Below are 22666 nucleotides of genomic sequence, written 5' to 3'. Positions count from 1 at the left end.
GCTGCAAGAATCCTACGGCAAGAAGGGCTTCGGGGGCAAGGATGCACGCGGGATGTTTATGCGTGGCTTTCATGGGGCCGCTGGCCGCGCGTTTGCAAAAACGCTTCCGAGCGTTATAACGTATCGGGCATAAGACGATCAGGTGTTGAGGCGCAATCGCGCGTTGGCGAAAGGACTTCCATGAGCTACGCAATCGTGTACGACAGCAGCACGGGGAATACGCAACGATTGGCTTGCGCGGTGAAGGAAGCGCTGCCTGCGGAAGAAATTTTGACGTTCGGACGCGTTGGAGACGTGACTTCGGAGGATCTGGCGGCGGCGGATCGCGTGTACGCGGGATTCTGGACGAATCGGGGCGACTGCACCGACGAGATGGCCGAAGTTCTGTCCCAGCTGGAGGACAAGGACGTGTTCCTGTTCGGAACCGCGGGCTTCGGCGCAGATCAGACGTACTTTGCGGGCGTAATGGCACGCGTGGCTCGGCATGTTCCCGAATCTGCCCGCATCGCGGGATCGTTCATGTGCCAAGGGCAGATGAACGAAAGCGTGCGCACTCGCTACGAGCGTACGGCCCAGGCCCAGCCGGCTCAAGCCGCGCGCATGCAGCAGCTTATCGAGAACTTCGACGCGGCCGTCGGCCATCCGGACGATGCCGACGTTGCGCGATTGCAGGCGGCGGTCAAGCAGGTCTGACGCCGTTTGGAGATTGCGCGCCGACCCTGGACGAGCGTCGCGAGGGGTCGGCGTGCGCTTCGTTACGCTTCCTTGTCCTTGCGTGCTTCCGCCGGGTCTTCCAGGCGCGTTTTCAACAGCTGCAAACCGCCGACCACCACGCCGCCGATCACGAAGAACAGCAGGCTGAACGTATCCAGGCTCATGGCGGGCAGGGGCTCGGTCAGGGTGAGCGGTCCTTGCGTAATGGAGAACAGCGAGCCGAGCATCATGCCCACGATGGCGTACATGGTCTGCGGCCGGAACTTCTTGAGGCACATCCTGATCAGGCGCACGAACAAGAGGACGCCGCAGGCAACGCCCGCGATGAACACCAGCAAGATGGGCAGATAGGCCAAATCCAATCCCATAACCGCGCGCACGGCCCCCATGATGGGCACGTACAGGCCGAAGATCAGCAGCAGGGTGGAGCCGGAGATGCCGGGCAGCACCATGGCGGAAATGGCAACCATGGCGGCGAAGAACACGTAGGCCACCATCCCGGGGTTCAGGCTGCCGACGGCCACGTTTACGCCTTCGTCCGATACGGGGCTGAGCAGGGTGATGGCCACGACTGCGGCGGCGCCGATTGCAACGAAGACCAGGCTTGCGGCATGGCCTTTCAGCGTGCTTTTTTCTTCAAGGACGACAATGGGGATGGCGAACACGATGAATCCCATGAACAGCGAGCTGACCTGGTAGATATGCGAGTCGAAGAAACTGGTCAGCACAAGCGCCGAAAGCCCGAATCCAATTATCCAGCCGAATCCTAGCTTGAGCAGGAACTTGACGGCATCGATCTTGGCGGCTTTCGGACCGTGGAACAAGTCGTCGAGCGAGCCGATGAACCGGTCGTAGAATCCCAGCAGAAAGGCGATGGTGCCGCCTGAAACGCCGGGGACGCTGTCGGCAAGGGCCATGCAGAATCCGCGCACGAAGTTGATGATAACGCCGGCAATGGACATAGTAAGGGAACCTCCCGCATCGATTGTGCGCAGCCGACCCTCTTCGGCGCGCATCGTCAGAACGTATAGCATGGCTCACGATCTTGCAAACGTCCAGCGATTCCCGTTGTTCCTGCAAGATATACAGATTCTTGAGCGGGTGCATCGGCGTTCGGCGAAGCGGGAACGCCCGGACCTGCGAGTGCGGTTCCGGGCGTTTCGAGATGTCGCGATGCAGCGGATGGATGCTTGCCTGCGTTTGCGGAGCATGCCTTCTGCGCTTACGGCGCCACGTGTCCGAACGTGATTATCGAGTAGACGAGCCCCGCGATGCCCAAGGCTATCACCACGGCGACGATGACCTTGTCCGAGGTTTTCTCGAACACCCGGGCCTTCGGGTCGTGCTGTCGAATGCCCACGACGTAAAGCGGCAGGCCGACGGCGTACACGATGCACGCGACCATGAGGTAGTTCAAGCCGGCTGCGTAGATGAGCCATAGCCCGTACAGCGATCCCGCCGCGCCCGTGAGCAGGGCCATTCCGCGGCTGGCGAAGATTCCTTTCGGGTAGCTTTCGTCGAGCGCGATCTTGAACAGGAACAGCGTGCAGAACAGGTAGCACGGCAGCGCCATGACGCTGGTGATGCTGATCATAGTGGTCCAGGCGTTGTTGCCGATGAAGTAGGACACGATCAGCACGATCTGCACGACGATGGTGGTCCACAGAAGCGAGGTCGAAGGCGATCCCTTCTTGTTTTCCTTGACGAACGCCTTCGGGAAAATGCCGCTTTTGGAGGCGGCCAGCGGCATCTCGCCCAGCATGAGCATCCATACCAGCCAAGAGCTGAGGACCGATATGATAACGCCGGCGTTGATGAGGATCTCGCCCCATTTGTCGAACTTGTCCAGCATGATGGCGGCCATGGACGGGTCGGCCATGTTCCCGATGTCGGCCTGGGAGTACACGCCCAAGGGCAGAAGCGATACGATGACGTAGAGCAGCAGGGTGACCAAAAAGCCGATGGTCGTGGCCTTGCGCACTGCCGTTTGCGACTTGGCCTTGCCCGACACGACCACGGCGCCTTCGATTCCCAGGAACAGCCACAGGGTCACCAGCATGGTCGCCTGCACTTGCGGCATGACGTTGTCCCAGGTGAAGCTAAGGTCGATGCCGCCCTTCATGCCCCAGAAACCCTCCATGAACACCGAGAGCTTGAATACGGTGGCAACGGCCAAGATGAAGACGGCAACCGGCAGCAGCTTGCCGATCGTGCCAATGATGTTCAGGAAGCTGGTTTGCTTCGCGCCTTGCAGCGCAAGCAAATACATTGCCCAGGTGATGATGGAGCCGCCGATGATGGATGGGATGTTGTTGCCACCGGCGAAGTCGGGCACGAAGTAATTGAGCGTGGCCATGACCAAAACGGAGTAGGCCACCAACGCGAAACAGTTGCATATCCAGTATCCGTACGCCACGAAAAAGCCGATGAGCTTGCCGAAGCCCTTTTCGGCGTACGTGTACAGACCGTTCGTCAGTTCGGGGCGCGCGGCCGACAGGATGCGGAACGTGTTCGCGATGAACCAGATGCCGATGCCCGTGACCACCCAGGCGATAATAATGGCTCCGGCGGAAGCGTCCTGCGCCATGTTCTGGGGAAGGTTGTAGATGCCTCCGCCGATCATCGCGCTGATGACGATGCCTACCAGGCCGATCAGGCCAACTTTTTTGGAGCTGTCCTGTGCCGGTGCGCTGCTTCCGTTGGAACCGGGTGCGGTGTTGTCTGCCATGATTCCAATCCTTGTCGAATGAGGGCGCGCCCGCCAGGGCGGACGCGCCAGGGTGCGAATGGGGTGCGCGATGCGCTAGTTTGCCAGGTCCGTAAGCGGTTCGAAGTCCATCTGCTTGAGCCAGTCGGACAGATGCAGGCTGTTGAGGGATGCGAAGCCGGTTGCGGGCACGGCGTTGCGCGCGAGCGTGACGTAGGGTCCTACGGTGATGGCGTTGCCGATCTCGTTGGGCTTCATCATGCGGTAGGCGAAGCTCACGTACGTGCGGTCGAACAGCACGCTGGAGTCGCGTCCGCATTCGACCACGGACCAGACGATCTCCTTGCGATGCTGCTCCAGGTAAGCCAGCATGTCCTGCTCGTTGTCGTTTTCGGTCCAGACGCCGGCGTCTTCGATGAAGAGGTCGGCTGCGAAATCGCGGTCCGCGGAAAGCGAGATGGCGATGAACGACCATACGCCGTACGCTTCGCCTTCCTTGAGCGGGCGGTCTTCCTTGGGGCGGTACGCCGTGATTCCCTTGTTGGCGCAGATGGTGTGCGCACCGGGGATGGGGTGGTAGCGACGGTTCTCGGCCGTTCCGAACAGTTCGATGCCGGCATTGAGCAAGGGCTGCGCGTCGAACACCTTGAGCTCGCTGCCATCGAACTGCTTCTCGGTGAACAGCGGTGTGCTTGCGCCCGATGCGATGTCGTCATGTCGAGCTAGGTCGTAGCCCCAAACCTGCCCGGCCATGCCGCAGAACGACGAGGCGGTCAGCATGTTGATCTGGCCGACGTAGGCATCGGCCGTTTCGGCTTTGTCGTAGGTAACGATGCCGTCGATCAGCATGTCGTTGGTTTTCTCGACCGTTCCGGCGGACACTTTGAGGACCGATACGTATCCGTTGCCGTAGGCGCCTGGCATGCCGTAGCCGTCGCAGTAGTCGTCGTACGGGCTGATGGCAGTCTTGTCGATGTGCGGCGCGCGCATGGTCGCGTGAAGGTTGGGGGTGCGGGCGATGGTGCGGTTGCGGCGTTCTTCGATGTTCTTCATGAAGGTCCTTTCGTTGCGGATACGATTCGCGCAGATTGTAGGACGGCCCGGTTTTCGCGTCCCGGGCGGTAAAAAGATGGGACCGAGACGTGCTCGCGCTGATGCTGAAGCGTTGAATGGGCCGGGGCGCGCGAGGCGCCGGTTTTCTTGCCTTGTTCAGATAGGGGTTTTCCTTATTTAGGAGGGTTGCTGCTTTACGACCTTCGCGCGTGCTGTATATTACAATCGTTATATAACAGTTGTTATTTTGGAGGTACGGTTATGCCGGAACGGAAGGTAACGCGCGAGACGGTGCTCGAGGCAGCTCTTTCCCTTGTGCGCGAACAGGGGGAGGGCGCACTGAGCGCGCGGGCTATCGCGGATCGCGCGGGTTGTTCGGTGCAGCCTATATACAGCCTGTTCGGCGACATGAAAAACCTGGTGAAAGCCCTATACGACCATGCGCGCGCCTGGGTTGCCGCGTACAACCGCGAGCACGAGCATCGCGCTCCGAACGCGTTTGCGGCAAACGGGCTTTCCCATTTGCGCTTGGCGCGCACCGAAGGCAACCTGTTCCGGTTCCTGTACCTGACCGCGCACATGGATGCTGCCAGCTTCGAGGACGTGTACCGCAGCGTTGCACTGCCAAACGTGGAGAGGTGCGTGGAGGAGCTGAGCGGGCTTGATTCCGTTGCGGCGCGGACGTTGTACCTGCACATGATCGTCTATACCCACGGTATGGCAACCATGCTCGCTTCGGGTGCGCGGTTCGACGACGAAGAACTGTACGAACGGCTTGACGAGGCATTCAGAGGCATGTCGTCGCTCGCGGGCGGCGAGCGCGTTCTTGCTGCGACTTCCAACAAGAAGGGGTCTACGCTATGAGCAGGCGGTTGGTTATTTTCGACGCGGGCGATATGGGGGAAGAGGCGTTCGCGCAGGGTTTTTCCGACGGGGACGTGCTGTTCTCGGCCACGCCCGAGGTTCGGATGTGCATCGGCTGCTTCGGCTGTTGGCTGAAAACCCCGGGTATGTGCGTGCTGCGCGACCGGTGTCAGCAGATGCCGCAGCTTTTGCGGCAAAACGATGCGGTGGTGGTTGTGAGCCCCTTGGTGTACGGGGGCTATTCCCGTTCCGTCAAGGCTGTGTTCGATCGGTCTATCGGGTACCTGCTGCCGTACTTCCGCATGGTCGATGGTCAGATGCATCATGCCATGCGCTACGATCATGCGTATCGCCAGGAGGTTCATTTCTATGGGCCCAGCACGCACGAGGAACGCGATCTGGCGCGTCGCTTCGTCCGGGCGAACGCGGTCAACTTCAACGTTTCAGAGGTTGATGTGCATTTTCACGAGGGCGTAAACCAAGCGAAGGAGGCTGCGCTATGAATGCAGTGCTGTTGTGTGGAAGCCCGCGAGCAAAGAAAAGCAATTCGGCGTACTTGCTTGAGCAGCTGAAGGATCGCATGGAAAAGGATGCGCATGCGGAGGTGCGCCAAGCTGCAGCTGCGATCTCGGACGCGAACGAGCGCCTTGCCGAGTCGGTGGCTGCAAGCGATGTTTTGGTGATCGCCTTGCCGTTGTACGCGGATGCGATACCTTCCGCTTTGTACGAGGCGCTCGATCGAATCCGCGAGCATGTTTCAAGGGCGCAGACGGCGCCGATGCTCTACCTGATCGTTAACAGCGGATTCTACGAGGCGCGTCAGAACGAATTGGCCATCGAGATGTTGTGGAACTGGTGCGCTGCTTGCGGCATGCGCCGCGGTCGGGCTTTGGCGGTCGGAGCGGGCGAGATGTCGCAAGTTGCGAAGATGGGCGTCGGTCCGCTTAAGAACCTGGGACGCGCTTTGGACGAGCTGGCGAACGATATCGGGCAGGGGCGATCGGGCGAGACGATGTTCGTGGAACCTAACTTCCCCCGCCTGTTCTACCGGATGGCGGGGCATCGCTCTTGGAATGCGCAGGCGAAAAAGAACGGCTTGAAGCCGCGCGATCTGCTGCGCGCGGAGTAGCCGGGGCCGCCGATGCGGCGCCCGCGCTGTGGGCGGATTCATTCCGGCAGGTCGACGAGAGAATACGTGTCGATGCTTTGACGTTGGCGGAGTATACGGCATACGGTGAGCGTTGCGGCGTCGATGCGCCGTATCGTCGCAAAGGCGGCTTGTGGGTTTTTGCATTCGAGCCCCAGGTGGATGGCTATCGACTTCCGGTCGAGATGAGCGCGCTGCCTCCATGCGAGATCGAGCATGATCGGTTTCCGACCGGTGCGTAGTCGAGATTCCGGAGTGCGAATATCTCGCGCAACCTCGCGTCGGACTCTTCGGCGGACAGAGTTTCGGGGCGGTACTGCTCCTCGATTTCCGCTTCGCGCAGAGCCAGGTATGCCCGGTTGCGCCGTTCGGCTGCTTGCGTGCATACGTTGTTGGGCTGCGTGCGCAGGTCGGTTATAGGCCTGATGACGGGAAGCGGTGCAATCGGGGAGGGCATAGCGCTCCTTTCAATGTGCTTTGTTAAGTACATAATGCTATCTGAAATAAAGTATATGAAAGAAGGCGAAATATTCGGGTATTCTTGCTTGACCCTCTCGTTACGGGAGGGTTTATGCTGTATTCCGGTGCTCGGGCGATCGACGAGCGCCGGAGGCGAAGGAGGCCAGCATGCCGCATGAGAAAACCTATACGGTTCACCAGCTTGCCGAGTTGTCGGGCGCAACCGTGCGCGCGCTGCATCATTACGACGAAACGGGGCTGGTTCGGGCGCAGCGCGCTGCGAACGGGTATCGGCTGTACGGCCCTGCAGAGGTGGATCGGCTGCAGCAGGTTCTGCTGTATCGCGAGGCCGACATGTCGCTTGGCGACATAAAGCGACTGCTTGACGATCCTGCGTTCGATGCGCGGGAGGCTTTGGCCGGGCATTTGCGCGAGTTGCGGTCTCGACGTGCTCGCATAGATGGATTGATCGCGAGCGTTCAGAGAACGCTCGCCAGCTTGGAAGGACAAGAAACCATGAAGGACAAGGATAAGTTCGAGGCGTTCAAGAAGGGACTCGTCGAGGAAAACGAGAAGAAGTACGGCGCGGAGGTGCGCGAACGTTGGGGCGATGAGGCCGCCGACGCCAGCAACGCGAAGCTTATGGGCATGAGCGAGGAGCGGTACCTTGCCGTGCAGGAGCTCGAGGCCCAGATCAAGGACTCGTTGCTGGCCGGCATGGCTGCGGGCGACCCGGCGGGCGAAGACGCCCAGCGTGCCGCTGACCTGCATCGCCAATGGCTGTGCGCATTCTGGAAGGACGGCACGTACTCGAAGCAGGCGCATGCTTGCTTGGCCGAGGGCTATGTAGCCGACGAACGCTTCAAGGCGTACTACGAAGCATGGGCTCCCGGTGCGACCGTGTTTCTTCGCGACGCCATCAAGGCGTACTGCTCGTAGTGGCGCCGGGGGCGTTGGCGCTTCGGCTGGACGCCATGGGAGCGGCGTCCAGCCGAAGCTCGCGCGCGGCTGGCGTGCCCCTGGCTAGCTCTTTTCTGCCGTGGGACTGGGATGGTCGTCCTCTTCGCTTGCGAGCAAACAGGTTGTTTCGAGGGCTTGCGACAGCTCTTCCTCGGTCGGTAGGCAGAGCACGTACTGCGAGGCGAATATTCCTCTCCCGTCGGCGAGCGCGGAGTACTTGGCTACCGTTTTGTTGCGATTGGCGCAGAGGACGATCCCGATCGTGGGGTTATCGTCGGCTCGGGTGCATTGATCGTCGAACAGGCGAACGTAGAAGTCCATCTGGCCGATGTCCTGCGGCGTGAGCTTCCCTGTTTTCAGATCGATCAGCACGAAGCACTTGAGGATGTAATGGTAAAACACAAGATCGATGTAGTAATGGTCGCCGTCGGCGCTGATGCGTTGTTGACGGGCGACAAACGAGAATCCCTTTCCCAGTTCCAGCAGGAATTGCTGAAGCTTGTCCATGAGCGCTTGTTCCAAGTCCGTTTCCAGGAAGTCTGAATTTCCGTTCAGTTCGAGGAAGTCAAGAACGTACGGGTCTTTGAGGACGTCGTCTGCCTTGGTCGGAGGCTCAAGCTGTTGGATCTCTTGCCGAACCTTGTCTTTTCCCTCCGCACGGGTGGCCAGCAGGCGTTCGTAGTAGAACGAGTGAATCTGTCGATCAAGCTGTCGTACCGTCCAGCGCTCCTCGACGGCGGAGCGGACGTAGAAGTCGCGTCGAACAGGGTCTTCTATGCGGATGATCAGGCGATAGTGTGACCAGCTCAATTCGGCACACAGTGTGTGCCGAATTGGGTATGCAAGGTACAGCTGACGCATGGCGCGGAGATTTCGCTCCGTGAACCCTTTGCCGAACTCGGCGGTCAGCCGCTCGGACAGGTATTTCATGAGGTGCTTTCCGTATTCGGCGCGATCTCCCTGCGCCTCGGCGATTTGTCGCCCGATTTCCCAATAGGCGGAAACCATCGCGTCGTTCACGGCGGCAGCGGCTTTCGTGCGCGCTGACGCAAGCGTTGAGCGAACGGATTGGTAAACCGTTTCATCCGAGGCGGAATCGTAAAGCTGTTCCATGGACAGCCCCCTTTCAAGAAGGCGGCTGTCCTTTGCGAGAAAGTTAGGGTAGCACCCAACCAACGTATATTGTGTGTTCCATTATATAGAACAAAAGTTCGTGTATCAAGCGTTTTCTTCCGTCAAATCCAGTCGGTTGATGCGGTCGGCCAGGTCGGCGCCGCGCTCGTAGAACAGCAGGCTCTTGTTGTGTTCGAAGTACCGATCGCAGCCGTGGTCGTTGATGAAGGCCATGCTGTAGCGGTTGACCGACAGGTCGGTGACCAGCAGCAGCATTTCCTGGCTTTCCCCGAACGCCCGCTCCACGAACGCAAACGCGTTGTCGAGCGCCTGCCCGGCAGTGCCCACATGTTGGTCAAGCGCGCTCACCGATTCGCCGAACAGCAGCTTTACCTGGGAGAACGGCACCGAGCTACCCGCGTTGCGCATGGCTTGGTCGAACAGGGCCAACGTGCGCTCGTACGCTACGTACTTCTCGTCCGATAGCAGGCCGTTCTTGCGTTCCGTTTCCAGCTGGCGCTGCAAGGCCGCGGATCGGTCACGCAGCTGGGGCAGCACATCGCATTCGTCCGCGTCTTCTGCATTCGCTCCCGCTTCGTCGCGGATGGCCGTCAGCTCGCGATGCGCGAACGCAACGGCGCGCTCTTCCAGCACGGCATCGCGCACGCGTCCGCCCAAAGCGTCGGTGATCAGGCCCATGAGCGAAACGCGTTCGTCGAAGGCTGCTTCCTGCGCGCGCTCGAGCACGGTTTCGTCTTCTTCGCCCAACAGGATGCGGTCAATTTGATAGTCGGCCCGGTACTTGGTGAACAGGTCGTAGTACACGGAAAAGCGCTTCGATATCTCGGCGTTCTGCACGTACTGGCTGACCAGCAGTTCGTCTACGGGGAGGCCCTGCTCTTCGTAAAGCTTCATCATGGACGAGAGGTCGTCCCATCCGCGCGCAGTGACGAACGATTTGCCGTCCACCGTGGTTTCCATGTGGTAGAAGTGATCGCGCTCGATGTCCAAATACGTTAGCACAGCGGGGTGAACTCCCTGCTCGACGGCGTAGTCGCGCCAAACCGCGAAATCGGGGTCCACGTCGATGCGCTTGAGGCGGTCCCAGGTGGCGATGTCGAAATCGTGCGCGGTGCGGTTGTATTCGGTCGGGTTTCCGGCCGTGACCACGATCCAGCCGTCGGGTACGCGATGACGGCCGAACACCTTGTACTGCAAGAACTGCAGCATGGCGGGCGTCAGCGTTTCGGACACGCAGTTGATCTCGTCGAGGAACAGGATGCCCTCGCGTCGTCCGGTCGCCTCCATCGCGTCGTATACGGCGGCGATGATCTCGCTCATCGTGTACTCGGATACGTCGTACTCGCTGCCGTCGTAGGTTTTCTTCGCGATGAACGGCAGGCCGAGCGCGCTTTGGCGCGTGTGGTGCGTCATCGAGTAGGACACGAAGCCTACGTCAAGCTCCTGCGCGATCTGCTCCATGATGGCCGTCTTGCCGATGCCGGGCGCTCCCAGCAGGAACACCGGGCGCTGGCGTTCGGTGGGAAGGCGGTAGTTGCCGAACGCATCCTTTGCGAAGTAGGCTATCATTGCGTTTTTGATCTGGTCTTTCGCTTGCCGAATGTTCATCGGATGTCCTCTTCCTCTTCCAAAACGAAGGTTTCGTCCAGTACTACTTTCATGGCCCAGGAGGCAACGGGCGGGGCGGCTGCGGCGGATACGTCGTCTACGAATACGAAGGCGGTGTCGTAATCGGGCTTGCGGGCGGGGTAGGTGCCCTGTCCGTCGGTGAAGTAGATGAGGCCGCCCAGGTTCGTTAGATCGCCGCGCTCGATCTCGCTATCCACTAGGGCGAACACGGGCCTGAAGTCCGTGCCGCCAAGCCCCTTGATCTCCAGGTTTTCCAGATAATCCTCCAGCTCCGCCAGCGATCCGATGCGCACGGCGCTCGTGACGGCGGCGTCGCACTGCACGATGAGCACGTTCATGTCGGCGAAGAAGCTGGTTTCGTTCGCCAGGATGGCGTAGGTCTTTTCGATGAAGCGGCGCACCAGGCCGTCTTTCGTGGAGGCCGAGGTGTCGATGGCGATGACGAAATCCCTGATGCGGCGCTCTTCCACGTATTCGAGCGGTTCGATCAGGGGCAGATTGCCGTAGCGCTCCAACCCGTAGCAATAGTACACGTAGTCGAATTCGTCGTCGTTTACGCGAATCTGCTCGCCCATGCGCGCGAACTTGCGCAAGAACTCGCGATAGTCCTGGCGCTCGCGCGTGACCGCCTTCAGATTCATGGCCAGGTTCGCGCCCTCGACTCCCCAGAGCTTCGCGTACGCGTCTAGCTGCACGCCCATCTCGTAGGCCGCGCTCTTCCATTGCTCCTTCGATCGGTCCAGGTTCACGGTGTCGGCGAATCGGTCGTCGATGGATCGGCCGGCTTTCTCGGGCGCTTCCTTTTGCGCGATGTCGTCCTGGCTGACGGCTTGGTGGGACGTATGGTTGCGTTTCGCCTGATCGGCATCGGGAGGCAGGTCCATGTCGGTACCGCTTTTCGCGGCCTGCGAGGAAGCTGCGCCATCCGGTGCGTCCGGCCCTTCGTCGCGCCGGCCCTCCTCGGAATCGGCCTTGCTGCGCGCGGCCTCTTGCGCGGCCATGCGATGCCAGGGTTCGTGGTCGTCCACGTAGAAGGGCGCGCGCAGGGCTTCCAGGTCGTCGTCTTCCAGCTGCTGCTCGATCAGGTAACGGTAGACGGTTTCGGCGGTTGCCAGGGGGACGTCGGCATCGATGCGCGCGAGGGCGGCTCGTTGGCGATCGGCGCGCTCGGTGCGCGTGACGGGCAGGTCAAGCTCGTTGATGGCGCGCTCGACCACGATGTCGCAGGCGGCGTCCCAGCATGCGGCGTTCACGCGCGCAGACGGGTACGGATGCAGAAACACGTTGTGCAGCACGATGTGCAGGTACGCCCGTGCAATCGAGGCCGGCTCGTCCGCGTAGGCGCGCGCGATGCTGGCGGGGCTGTACCGTATGCGGGCGCCGTCGGTGGCGAACGTGGAACCGGGCACGGGGAGGTACGTAAGGCGCGCGAACGCAGCGTTCATGAACCTCAGGTTCACGAGCAGCTCGGTTCTCGCGAGGTCGAGCGCTTGCCGCGCAAGCGGACCTACGGCTTCGACGGCCATGTTGCTCCTTTGAACGGACGTGCGTGTGCGAAGCGCGTGCTGGCTTCGCGGTGGCTCTTGCCTTCGTCGCTTCCCGCAGTGTAGCATGGGGCAGGCCAAGGGTAAACAAACCTGTTACCAAGAGGTTTTTGGGAGGTAGCACAATACTATGATGGAAAACACGCTGGTCTATCATGGTGCGCAGGCGCCCATCGATGATCTTATTGATCAAGTGATCAAAAATCCACCCCGTCTTGACGCGCGCGACGTGGACGTGGTGGAAGCCGCTCGGGCGGTGGAAGGCGAGGTGTGGTCCCCCCAGCTTCCGGCGTACCGCGCATGGGTGGCGAACGACGGCGCCGACGATGCTGCTTCGGGCGAGGGCCGCGAGGGGGATTTGTTCTCGGCCGGCGCGCTGTGGATGGGGGAGTTCGATGAGCTGCTGGCCCAAGCGGCCGAGCAGGATGCCGGCGATTCCGTCGAGCCTTCGCCGATGCAGGCTCGCATGGAGGAAGGCCTGCGCGGTGCGATAAGCGTGCGGCAGGTTCCGGGCGGCTATGCTCTAACGGCTTTCGACTTGCATCGTTTTGCTGCCGCGGTCGGGCGCAGCGAGGATCTAGTGGTTGCGCTTCCTGCGTTCGTGGACGGCGTCGCCGTGGTGCGCGTGGCGGTCGAGGCGTTTGCCCGGCGGTTTGTGCAGGGCGTGGGCGTGCGACTGCTGGTGGTGCCCGATACGGTGGAGCACGTTGCGGCGAACGCGTTCGCGGCGATGTCTGCACAGCGGATTCACCTTGGGCGCGGCGTAAGCCAGCTGGGCGAGCAGCGTTGCGACCTTGCAGGCGTTTCCCCGCGCTTGGCGCGGCGGGAGTATTCGGTCGATGCGGCCAATGCGCGCTATTGCGCGCGCGAGGGAAGCCTGTTTTCCGACAATGGCAAAGAGCTGGTGTTTCTGGCTTCGCCTTACGGCGAGCGCGTGAGTTTGCCGCAGGGCGTGGAGCGCGTGGCCGCTGCGGCGTTTGCGGACGGTTGCGAGCCGCCTGCGGTGGTGGATTGCTCGGCCGCGCTTGCGCGCGTGGATGCGCGCGGTTGGGACGATGCGGTTTGGAAGTGTCCGGCCGAAGCTCCTGCGTACCGCGCCCTGCGCAAGCGCGGCGTACGTTTGGCCGGGCCTTTTGCCGTGGAGCTTGACGGATGCTGGTACGACTTCGATGACGAGGGCGCCGTGCTGGTGGCGGGTCCGCCGAAGCCCGTTTCGGTGTCGCGTCGTTTCGCCGAGCAGGCTGCCGTCCGCGCCGTAGCCGTGCGCGGCGCGGACGAGGCTGCCGCCGCTGCCGCGCGCGAGCTTTCGCCGTCTGCGGCAGCGGCCGAAGCGGCTACGGAGTTCGCGGCGTCGGGCGAGGCCGGTTCGACGGTGGACTACGTGTCGGCCAGCGCGAGCGACATTCTTGCGCTTCCGCGACAGGTCGAAGGGCGTCCGCTGGTGCGCATCGGCGTGAGGGCGCTGCCGTTCGCCCCGGCCTCGGTGGTGGTTCCCGACACGGTGCGCGTCATCGAGCGCGACAACGCGTGCCGCGGAACGAAGCGCCTGGTCTTGCCCGAAGGTTTGCGCTCCATCGGCGCGCATTGCTTCTGGTCGCGCAAACTGGAAGGCCCCGTTCCCATTCCGGCAAGTTGCCGCTCGGTGGGCGAGGGCAGCTTCGAGTATTCGGTGTGCCGATTGTCGCATGCGGGAACTATCGTGCATGTTTCCGCTGACCAGCTGCTCAGTTGTTTTCTGGTGGACGCTCCCGACGGCGTTCCGTTCGACTTCGCGCGCTACGACGAGCTGTTGCGATCGGGAAAGAACTTGCCGGATCGTTTGGGCGCGCTTCTGCATCGGCTTGCGTCGCCCTACCGACTGTCTGACAGTGTGCGCGTCGTTCTCGTCTCCCATCTGCGGGGATACGGGAAGGAGGCGTGGGAGCGCGTCGCGCGCGAGGGCGATCGCGACATGGTTGAGGCGTTGGTGGAAGCCGGGTTCATCGACGAGGCCTCGTTCGACCGTCAGATCGAGCTTTTGCGCTCGTGCAACCGCACCGATTGCGTGGCGTACTTGATGGAATGGCGTCGCGAGCAGCGCGCCTCGGAGGCGAGCGCGCCCTCTTCGCTGCGCGATCGGTTCGCGCTGTAAGGAAGCGCGCGAAGGGGGACTTCGCTTCCCTGTCTTGCCGGTTCTGTCTTCGCTGGGCGATCCGGCTTCGACGCGACGAGGGCTGGTATACTGGGAGCCCGAATGGAACCAACGCTGCAAGAGGTGCGCGATGATCGATGAGATACAGGTTGAGAACCTTGCGCTGATACGCGAAGCCGCGCTTGAGCCCGCGCGCGGGTTGACCGTGCTCACGGGCGAGACGGGCGCGGGCAAAACGGCGCTGCTTTCGGCGTTGAAGCTGCTCATGGGCGCGCGCGCCGATAAAGATTCCGTGCGCGACGGCGAGGACGCGCTGGCTGTATCGGGTCGGTTCTTCGGGATTGCGGCTCTGGGCGATGGCCAAGATGATGCGGTTGCCGATGATCTGGTGGTTTCGCGCCGGGTTACGTCGGACGGCCGGTCGCGCGTGAGCATCGACGGGCGCATGGCCAGCGTCGGGGAGCTTGCGCGCGTGGTTGCGCCCACGATAGACCTGTGCGGACAGCACGAGCATCAACGGCTCATGCGCCCCGCCAGCCATGTTCGCATGCTCGATGCGTGGGCGGGCGAAGCCGTGGCGGACGCGCTTGCCGCGTACGAAGCTGCGTTTTCCCAGGCTGACGCCGCGGCGGCTGAGCTCGCTCGCGTTCGCGAGGCCGGGGTATCGACGTCCGCGAAACTCGATGAAGCGCGGTTCGTGCTCCAGCGCATCGACGCGGTGTCGCCGCGCGAGGGGGAGTACGAAGAGCTGGCGGCCGATTTGGCAAGAGTGGAGCATGCCGAGGCATTGGCAATGGCGGCAAATGCGGCCCACGGAGCATTGGCGAGCGAAGGCGGGGCCGTCGACGCGCTCGGCGTTGCCGTAAGCGCTCTGGATGCCGCTGCCCGTCATGACGGCAAGCTGGGCGAGTACGCCGACGCCCTGCGGGAGGCGGGATACGTTCTGGAGGACATCGCCCGTGAAACGCGCGATTATCGTGACAGCGTGGAGTTCGACCCTGAGGTTCTTTCCCAGCAGCAGGAGCGCATGGCTGCGCTTCAAGGCTTGCTGCGCGCGCACGGCCCGCGTATGGAAGACGTGCTGGCATGTCGTGAAGAAGCCGCTGACCTGGTATCTTTAGTAGACGACGCCGCCGAGCGGGAGCGCGCGGCCCAGCAGGCCGTCGATCGCGCCGAGCAGGCGCTTGCCGATGCGGCGTCTGCTCTGGATGCCGCTCGCGCCGACGCCGCCCCTCGCTTCGCGGCTGCCGTGACGCAGCACATGGGACGTTTGGAAATGGGTGGAGCGCAGCTGGTCTGCTCGATTCAGGCGCTCGATCGAAGCGCTTGGACGAAAGCGGGGCCGTCGAGCGTCGAGTTTTTGTTCCGTCCCGGTTCCGGCATGCAGGCTCGACCGCTGGCGCGCATCGCGTCTGGCGGCGAGGTCAGCCGCGTGATGTTGGCGATCAAGGTGGTCCTAGGCGAGTCCGACGACGTTGATACGCTCGTGTTCGACGAGGTGGATGCCGGCGTGGGCGGGTCGACGGCGGTTGCCCTGGCCGATGTGCTGGCCGATCTTGCCCGCACGCATCAGGTGCTCGTGGTGACGCATCTTGCCCAGGTGGCCGTGCGCGGCCATGCTCATTACGTGGTTCGGAAGGTCGACGGCGCATCCGGCATGCCCGAGACCGAGCTGCGCCGCCTTTCCGCAGAGGATCGGCCGGCTGAGATCGCTCGCATGCTATCGGGCGATGCTACGGACGCCTCGCTTGCCCATGCGCGCGAAATGATCGATGCCGTTCAGGGGTAGCCCTCGAAAGACGTGTTAGCGAAAAGCGCGCGCAAGCCCTCGCGAAGGTTGCGCGCGCTTTTGTTGGATTCGCCTCTCTCCTAAAACTTTGCATTGCTCGTGGAAATTTTCGGGGGGGGGGGGATTTCCTTCTTTGCCCTGTGCTAGGATTGCCTCGGGTTCTTTCGCCGTTCGTCGCGAAACCCTTTATGATTTCAAGGGGAGAGACCAGCTACACGTACGCGTTCGCGCTTTGCGGTCTGGTGATTTGAAGGTTGGGGCGATGGCTGACCAGGCGTTTGATTTGCTTACGAAGGCAAGGAGCTTCATCGATGCCTGCTTTGGGCGGTGCGATGAGGCTGCTGCGAACGCCTATGTGACGGATTCCTTTTCGATGTGCGGTTTTGAAACGTCGGCCGCTTCGGGCGAATTGCGTGCGCATCGTGCGCTCGAAGAGGTGTGCGGCCTGGTTCGCGCCGCCGATGCCCGGCTGGTCTTTTGCGAGTGCCGTATGGCGCATGCATCTTGCGACCATGCTCTTGCGGTGTCGCGTATTCGCTTGAATGTCCGAAATCGTGCGTATTCGGACGGCTTTTTTCTCGAGCGAGAGCACCAGCTTACGATTGCATTCGTTTTGGTCGAAAATTCCTGGCTTATCGAGCATGTGCATATTTCCGTTTGCGACGGACTTCAGGGGCCGGTGATCGGGCTGCATCGAACGTCGGCGCAATCGATGGAACAGGTGCGGCGCGAGAGCCTTGAGCGCGATCGATACAAGATTGTGGCCGAGCTGACCGATGATGTCGTGTTCGAATACGACGTTCTTGAGGACAGGCTCACCTTGGCGAGCGCTTGCTTCGACCGGGACCGGGGCATGGTGCGCGATCGTCTTGTTATTGAGCAGTACGGTGGTTCCGTTCGCGAAGAAGAGTTCGTGCATCCTGATGATCTGGGACGATATCGTTCTGATCGCAGTATGCTGGAACTGCCCGGCGGCGCTCCCGGATGGGAGGAGCGGCCTTACTCGCTTGAATACCGGCTGCGTCCCTGCGGTGGCGACGGGTCTTTCGTCGAGGCTGATTCGTATGCGCATCGGCGCGTGGTCGGTCGACGCTTTTTGGGGTCGGACGGTCGTCCTGTCAAGCACGTCGGAAAGATCATGGACGTAACCGAAGAGGTCAAACTGGTGCAGCAGCTTCAGACCGACGCGTTGACCGGAGCATGCAATAGGACGTACCTGCTGTCGCGGCTTGCCGATTTGGCCCGAGCGAAGCAGCCCGACGTCGCTTTCGCCTTCCTTTTGGTTGACGTCGACTGCTTCAAGGCCGTTAACGACAATTTGGGCCATTTGATCGGCGACGATGTGCTGGTGGGGCTCGTTGGCATTGCGAAGCTGCTTTTTCGCGAATCCGACGTTGTTGCCCGATTGGGCGGCGATGAGTTCATGGTGTTCATGGCCGACGTGTACGATCCCGCTATCGTGAGCGAGAAATCAGCTGCGCTTATCGAATATTTCGGCGATCTTACCTGTGCATGCGGTGCTCCGCCGGAAGTCGGTTTGAGCGTGGGGGAGGTTGTTGCGTTCGACGTCCCCTCTTTCGAAGAGGTGTATCGCCGTGCCGATATCGCGCTGTACTGGGCAAAGGCGCATGGGAAAAACTGCGTGGCTCGTTACGAGGACGGTATGGAGTATCCGCCCATGCCCGTGGAGTAAGGCAAGGGGACGAAATGAGCCGGGCTCCGTCCCCTTGCCTTGAAGCGTTAGCGCTGGTGTGATCGCTTCCTGCGGCGAACCGCTGCGCATGCCGCCGTTGCCCCCGCGATAAGGGTGATGCTCAGCACGATGGACGGAAGCAGGCTATCGCCGGTTGATGCCAGTGCCTTCGCGTTCGACGGCGGTTCGGGCAGCGGGGCGGGAGCTGCCGGGTTCTCGGGATTCGTGGGCGCGGGCGTCGGGGGCACAACTACCGGAACGCCGCTTGCCGCAAGGTAGAGCGGACCGGTGACGGCGCTCTTCTTGATAGCTACGACGCCGGTGGCTGCATCGTAGGTGTAGTCCGCGCCTGCGGTCAGTTCTTGTCCGTCGGCGCTCCCCAGGCGCACGCTCACCGAGGCGGGCAGCGTGTAGCCGGTGTCGGCTGCGAGTGTGAAGCGGTTGCTCTCCTGGCTATCCTTTTGATACATTGCGACCAGCTGCTCGGCGCCGGTTTCCGCAAGGGAAAGCCCGGTCAGGCTTGCGCTTACGGGGAAGGTGCACGAGGTGGTCGTTCCGCCTTGAACGTTGATGCCCTGTTCGAAGAGGCCGCCCTCGATCGATCCGCCCGTTCCGTTGGTTACCGGGTTGCTGAAGCAGGGGATGACGGGATCGCCCGCAGCATCACGGCCGTTTTTGATGACGCCTTCGTCGTTCTCCACCTGCCCCTGGAACATGCCTCCGGAAATGGTTCCATCGTTGGAGAGCGAGCCGTTGAACGCTCCTCCCTCGATAGTTCCGAAGTTGTACATTTCCTCCGAGTTGAACGTGCCTCCTGAGATAATGCAGGATTTATTCTTGTCGGCATCGAATCGAGCGTTGCCGTTCTGCACGTAGGCGTTGAACGTGCCCGCTCCTTCAATGGTGCCGCTATTGCTGACGTCGACGTTGAACTCGCCGCCGCCGATCGTTCCGGAGTTGGTCACGCTGTTGCTATAGCCGTGCTCCGACGCATCCGCATCGAACGTGCCGCCGGAGATTGATCCGCCTTCGTCGTTGTTGACGTCCACCGAAAACGCACCACTCTTGATGGACCCGTAGTTATTCACGGTATAGCAAAACGGTTTTGTCCTGGTGATGTCGGCGAACGCGCCTCCTGCGATGGTTCCGTGATTGTCGACTCTTTCCTCGAACGTGCCGTTCTCGATGGTGCCGTAGTTGTCTACGAGCGCGTTGAACTCTCCGCCCGAGATGGTGCCGCCGGGGTTCTTGTTGTTGCCGTTGTGCACCTCGCCGTTGAACGTGCCTCCCTCGATAGAACCGCTGCGGAATCCCATCACCAGGCAGTTGAACTCTCCGCCCGTGATGGTGCCGCCGGAGGTGCTCACGTAGGGGCCGTTGGGGTCGTTCGGATTGCTGCCGAACGTGCCGCCTTGGATGGTACCGGCGTTGCCGACGCGCGCGTTGAACGTGCCGCCCTGGATGACGCCGCCCGTTTCGTTGCGCACGGCGAAGCCGCTTCCCTTCGATCCGTTGGCGAAGATACCGTCCACGATGACGCCGCTGTTCCGGACGCGGTTTTCGCCGGAAGCGTCGAACGCGCGGCCCGTGAGCGTGAACGCGTATCCCGCTTGGAGGATGAGCTTGTTGCTCTCGTATGTCCATCCGGTGCCCGATGTGTCCACTGGCGCACCGTTCTCGCCGATCTGGATCGTGACGGGAATGGGCGTTCCGCCCCCTTCGTCAGCAAATGCGACGCTCGGAACGAGCGAGCAGGCCAGAACCAGTGCTGTGACCATAGCGAGCAGGCGTTTTCCCATAAGAACCCCTTTCGGATGCGCTGATCGTTTCATGGTAGCACGAAGGGGTTGGAGCGATGATGGCACTGTAAGTATTTGCGTTATCTTGCGGGCTCTATGGCGTTTGCGCAAACGCCATAGAGCGAACGATGCCGTTGCGATTGCGATTGCAACGGCGGGGCCATTGTCGATCCAAAAACACGTTTTAGCGCCAGAAAACATGTTTTTGGATCGACAATGGCTTTCGCTTCCTTATCCCAAAAGCTAGATCATCCGGTCAGTTTGCTCTTGTTTCGCGGCTTCTTCTCCGCGTTCGGCCAAATACATGCCCATGGTGTGCTGCGTGATGTCGGATCGGTTGATGACGCCGACCACGTGTCCGTCGTCTAGCACGGGCACTTTCTTCAGGTGGTTCTCGCCTAGAACGCGGCAAACCTCGGTCAAGTTGTCGTGGACGTCCACGCCGATGATGCCCTTCGCGCCGATGCTTCGAGCGGACATCGACATAAGGTCGTCGAGCTTCTTCTTGAAGTCGTCCGAATCCGAGCGGATGGTCTGGATGATCATGACCACGGGATCCATGACCATGGCGCTGCGCTTCGACAGGAACCTCATGATGTCGCCGTCCGATATGAACCCGACCGCTTTCCCGCGTTCGTCCACCAGGGGCACGGCGCTGATGTGCTTGTCCACAAGCAGCTGCATGGCCTCGGCTACTGTGGCGGTTTCGGGCAGCGTGTACACCTCGCGCTTCATGATGGACTCAAGCACCGTTCGGCGTACGTTTCCTTTGTCCTGAGCTGCGGTTTCGCCAGGCTTGTTCTTTACCAGGAACACTACCATGATAAACCCTGCCAAGCACATCAAGCTGGCTACGGCGAACGCCATGTCAATGCCGAAGAAGCTGGCCGCGGGCTGTCCCATGTTGGGCGCGCTCATGTTCGTGGCTATGGTAGACGTCGAAATGATGATGGCGGTGCCAAGCGACCCTGCCACCTGGCGCAGCGTGTTGTTCACGGAGGTGCCGTGGTTCACCAGGTCGTTGTCAAGCGCGTTCATGCCCCATGTGGTGATGGGCATGTTCACCAGCGACAGCGAGAACATGCGCACGGTATATATAAGCGTAAGCGTGATGATGCCCATGTCCGGGCCCAAGAACACGAAGCAGAACGAGGTAGCCGTCAGCATGCCCATGCCCACCAGGCTCAACGCGCGCGGCCCGTGCTTATCGAAAAGTCGTCCGGCAATGGGCCCCATGGCTCCCATGATGATGGCGCCGGGAAGCAGCACCAGGCCGGACACCGTAGCGGAGTAGCCCATGAGCGATTGCAAGTAGATGGGCACCAGGATGCCAGCGGCCAGAAGCGCTCCCTGCACCAGCATCCCGATGACGGTTGCCACCAGGAACTTGCGATTGGCCAGCACGCGAACCTGCAGCATGGGATGCTCCATCTTCAGCTGGCGGCGGAAGAACAGCACGAGCGCCGCAACGCCTGCCAAAGTGCCGATGACCGCGCTTACGCTCACGCCGTACGACCCGATGGCGGACAACCCGTAAAGCAGGGCGCCGAAGCCGATGCTCGACAGGATGACGGAGGGGATGTCGAGGGTCACGTTTTTGTTCGTGTCCCCGCCCTTCTGCAACACGAAGGCGGCGATCACGGTCACCAAAACCGAAAGCGCGGTGATGATGTAGAACATGTCGTGCCAGGTGTAGCGGTCGATGATGACGCCGGCAGCGGTGGGGCCGATGGCCGGGCCGAACGCGATCACGATGCCGAACAGGCCCATGGCCGTTCCGCGCTTCTCGATAGGGAACGTCCACATGAGCACGGTCATGACCAGGGGCATGAGAATGCCTGCGCCCGCCGCTTGCACTAAGCGGCCCAGCAGCAGTACCAGAAAGTTGGGTCCCCATCCTGCAAGCGCGCTGCCTGCGGCGAAGATGACCATGGACACAAGGAACAGGCGACGGGTGGTGAACCGGTCGGTCAGAAACGCCGTAATGGGAATCATAATGGCGTTGACCAGGGTGAATCCGGTAGTAAGCCATTGCGCTGTTGCCGCGTCCACGTTCATTTCCGCCATGACCGATGGTAGGGCCGGGGCTACGACCGTCTGGTTCAAAACCGTGACGAACGTGCCGAACACCAATACGGCCAACATAGCGATTTGCTTGCGCGATAGACCCATAAGCTAGTTCCTTCCGAGGTGCTTTCCTTGCGTACGATGCATGCGCTCCGCTTCGCGCACGAAGGCGCCTGCAAAACGGGTGCGCGACCCGATCTCGCAGACGCCTTTGCGCGTCGTGAAGCTGATTTACACTCAGTATAAATATTCATTCGGTAGATGAAAAGTGCCTAGCGGCAAAGTTGTGGTACCCTGCACGGAAACGGCACATCGTTGGTGATGGGAGGTTGCGTCCGTCGTGGATGGAGCAGCATCGGAAAGTTTGCGGTACCGCAAGAAACTCAAAGCGCGCCTCGCGGTGGAGCGCGCGGCGTTGGAACTGGTTATCGAGCATGGGTTCGACGGCGTGACCGTGGAGGACATCTGCGCGCGTGCCGAGATATCGAAAAAGACGTTCTTCAACTACTTTTCGTCCAAAGCTTCCGCCGTCATGGGATGGATGGACGCATTCCCCGACGAAGTGCGGATCGTGGAGATCCTTGAAGAACGCGCGCAGACCTGCTACCTCGACGTGCTGGTGGACGTGGTGGGGGCGCGGCTGTCGTCGGGCGCGGACGAATCGGTCATGGAGCTGCGCCGAGAGGCATTGTGCCTGATGCCCCAGCTGTTCTTCCAGGGACAGCGCGACATCCTGGCCGTTCAGCATTCCATCGCGCAGGCGCTGCGTCTTTTGCTGGCGGATCATCCCGAGCGGCGCATGCTCGGAAGCCGCCCGATCGAGGAAGAGGCGCTGGTCGCATCGTCGACGGCGATCAGCCTTGCGCGCACGCGTGCGATACTGCATGTGCGCGGCGACGACGAGCCCTCCGTCGCCGACACGCGGCGCATGATTGCGAACTACCTGCTGGCAGGGGACGCCGTATCGGCTTGAGGC

At 61.5% G+C, this 22666-nt stretch carries 19 protein-coding genes; 9 read left to right on the top strand and 10 right to left on the bottom strand.

Annotated elements, in window-relative coordinates; translation table 11 throughout:
* The first annotated feature begins 180 nt into the window (after positions 1 to 180).
* A complete protein-coding gene (gene bilS / locus LQE90_RS06995; protein WP_216529069.1) occupies positions 181 to 693 on the top strand; it encodes a flavodoxin family protein BilS in 513 nt (170 codons plus the stop codon).
* A 62-nt stretch (positions 694 to 755) separates the two neighbouring features.
* On the opposite strand, the gene LQE90_RS06990 is transcribed toward bilS, so the two are convergent.
* From LQE90_RS06990 to hdcA, 3 genes are all read right to left on the bottom strand, one after another.
* Positions 756 to 1748 (bottom strand): DUF368 domain-containing protein, encoded by a 993-nt coding sequence (locus LQE90_RS06990; RefSeq protein WP_231088240.1) that lies wholly within the window; start codon positions 1746 to 1748, stop codon positions 756 to 758.
* Positions 1749 to 1936: 188 nt separating this feature from the next.
* Entirely contained in the window at positions 1937 to 3442 is a 1506-nt protein-coding gene (locus LQE90_RS06985) for a basic amino acid/polyamine antiporter (RefSeq protein ID WP_216529070.1), read from the bottom strand.
* A gap of 75 nt (positions 3443 to 3517) precedes the next feature.
* Entirely contained in the window at positions 3518 to 4474 is a 957-nt protein-coding gene (gene hdcA, locus LQE90_RS06980) for a histidine decarboxylase, pyruvoyl type (RefSeq protein WP_114566573.1), read from the bottom strand.
* Positions 4475 to 4735: 261 nt separating this feature from the next.
* Between hdcA and LQE90_RS06975 the strand changes: the two genes are divergently transcribed.
* From LQE90_RS06975 to LQE90_RS06965, 3 genes are read left to right on the top strand one after another with little or no spacing between them, the layout of a single operon-like run.
* Complete coding sequence (locus LQE90_RS06975) at positions 4736 to 5338, top strand: TetR/AcrR family transcriptional regulator (RefSeq protein ID WP_216529071.1); 603 nt, start codon at positions 4736 to 4738, stop codon at positions 5336 to 5338.
* A complete protein-coding gene (locus LQE90_RS06970; RefSeq protein WP_216529072.1) occupies positions 5335 to 5841 on the top strand; it encodes a flavodoxin family protein in 507 nt (168 codons plus the stop codon). The genes LQE90_RS06975 and LQE90_RS06970 overlap by 4 nt, the downstream gene beginning before the upstream one ends.
* Positions 5838 to 6467 (top strand): NAD(P)H-dependent oxidoreductase, encoded by a 630-nt coding sequence (locus LQE90_RS06965; RefSeq protein WP_216529073.1) that lies wholly within the window; start codon positions 5838 to 5840, stop codon positions 6465 to 6467. The genes LQE90_RS06970 and LQE90_RS06965 overlap by 4 nt, the downstream gene beginning before the upstream one ends.
* 184 nt (positions 6468 to 6651) lie before the next feature.
* On the opposite strand, the gene LQE90_RS06960 is transcribed toward LQE90_RS06965, so the two are convergent.
* Positions 6652 to 6942 (bottom strand): type II toxin-antitoxin system Phd/YefM family antitoxin, encoded by a 291-nt coding sequence (locus LQE90_RS06960; RefSeq protein WP_216529074.1) that lies wholly within the window; start codon positions 6940 to 6942, stop codon positions 6652 to 6654.
* Between the two features lie 170 nt (positions 6943 to 7112).
* Between LQE90_RS06960 and LQE90_RS06955 the strand changes: the two genes are divergently transcribed.
* On the top strand, positions 7113 to 7883 hold the full coding sequence (locus LQE90_RS06955) for a MerR family transcriptional regulator (protein ID WP_216529075.1): 771 nt from the start codon (positions 7113 to 7115) through the stop codon (positions 7881 to 7883).
* Between the two features lie 84 nt (positions 7884 to 7967).
* Here LQE90_RS06955 and LQE90_RS06950 read toward each other — a convergent pair whose 3' ends face one another.
* The 3 genes from LQE90_RS06950 to LQE90_RS06940 form a co-directional block, all read right to left on the bottom strand.
* Positions 7968 to 9017: a PDDEXK nuclease domain-containing protein gene (locus LQE90_RS06950; RefSeq protein ID WP_216529076.1), complete on the bottom strand. Its 1050-nt coding sequence runs from the start codon at positions 9015 to 9017 to the stop codon at positions 7968 to 7970.
* Between the two features lie 105 nt (positions 9018 to 9122).
* Positions 9123 to 10646, bottom strand: coding sequence for an ATP-binding protein (locus tag LQE90_RS06945; protein WP_216529077.1), 1524 nt, complete (start codon positions 10644 to 10646; stop codon positions 9123 to 9125).
* Complete coding sequence (locus tag LQE90_RS06940; RefSeq protein ID WP_216529078.1) at positions 10643 to 12193, bottom strand: vWA domain-containing protein; 1551 nt, start codon at positions 12191 to 12193, stop codon at positions 10643 to 10645. The genes LQE90_RS06945 and LQE90_RS06940 overlap by 4 nt, the downstream gene beginning before the upstream one ends.
* Positions 12194 to 12341: 148 nt before the next feature.
* Between LQE90_RS06940 and LQE90_RS06935 the strand changes: the two genes are divergently transcribed.
* Both LQE90_RS06935 and recN read left to right on the top strand, forming a co-directional pair.
* Entirely contained in the window at positions 12342 to 14342 is a 2001-nt protein-coding gene (locus tag LQE90_RS06935) for a leucine-rich repeat domain-containing protein (protein ID WP_216529079.1), read from the top strand.
* A 130-nt stretch (positions 14343 to 14472) separates the two neighbouring features.
* Positions 14473 to 16131, top strand: coding sequence for a DNA repair protein RecN (gene recN / locus LQE90_RS06930; RefSeq protein WP_216529080.1), 1659 nt, complete (start codon positions 14473 to 14475; stop codon positions 16129 to 16131).
* 211 nt (positions 16132 to 16342) lie between these two features.
* On the opposite strand, the gene LQE90_RS06925 is transcribed toward recN, so the two are convergent.
* The gene (locus LQE90_RS06925; protein ID WP_216529081.1) at positions 16343 to 16774 is read right to left on the bottom strand and encodes a hypothetical protein; all 432 of its coding nucleotides are present in this window, start codon (positions 16772 to 16774) and stop codon (positions 16343 to 16345) included.
* Between the two features lie 69 nt (positions 16775 to 16843).
* On the opposite strand from LQE90_RS06925, the gene LQE90_RS06920 reads away from it, so the two are divergent.
* The gene (locus LQE90_RS06920) at positions 16844 to 17824 is read left to right on the top strand and encodes a GGDEF domain-containing protein (RefSeq protein ID WP_216529082.1); all 981 of its coding nucleotides are present in this window, start codon (positions 16844 to 16846) and stop codon (positions 17822 to 17824) included.
* Between the two features lie 47 nt (positions 17825 to 17871).
* Here the strand turns inward: LQE90_RS06920 and LQE90_RS06915 are convergent, their stop codons facing one another.
* Both LQE90_RS06915 and LQE90_RS06910 read right to left on the bottom strand, forming a co-directional pair.
* Positions 17872 to 19623 (bottom strand): hypothetical protein, encoded by a 1752-nt coding sequence (locus LQE90_RS06915; protein ID WP_216529083.1) that lies wholly within the window; start codon positions 19621 to 19623, stop codon positions 17872 to 17874.
* A gap of 243 nt (positions 19624 to 19866) precedes the next feature.
* Positions 19867 to 21795, bottom strand: coding sequence for an MDR family MFS transporter (locus LQE90_RS06910; protein WP_216529084.1), 1929 nt, complete (start codon positions 21793 to 21795; stop codon positions 19867 to 19869).
* A gap of 235 nt (positions 21796 to 22030) precedes the next feature.
* Here LQE90_RS06910 and LQE90_RS06905 point away from each other — a divergent pair, with 235 nt between their 5' ends.
* Positions 22031 to 22663: a TetR family transcriptional regulator gene (locus LQE90_RS06905; RefSeq protein ID WP_216529085.1), complete on the top strand. Its 633-nt coding sequence runs from the start codon at positions 22031 to 22033 to the stop codon at positions 22661 to 22663.
* The last annotated feature ends 3 nt before the right edge of the window (positions 22664 to 22666 follow it).

This window comes from Paraeggerthella hominis (assembly GCF_021044775.1).
In the GTDB taxonomy this organism is placed as follows: Bacteria; Actinomycetota; Coriobacteriia; order Coriobacteriales; family Eggerthellaceae; genus Paraeggerthella; species Paraeggerthella hominis.
The sequence above is the reverse complement of the archived record's forward strand: the minus strand, read 5'-3'. Positions and strand labels throughout refer to the sequence as shown.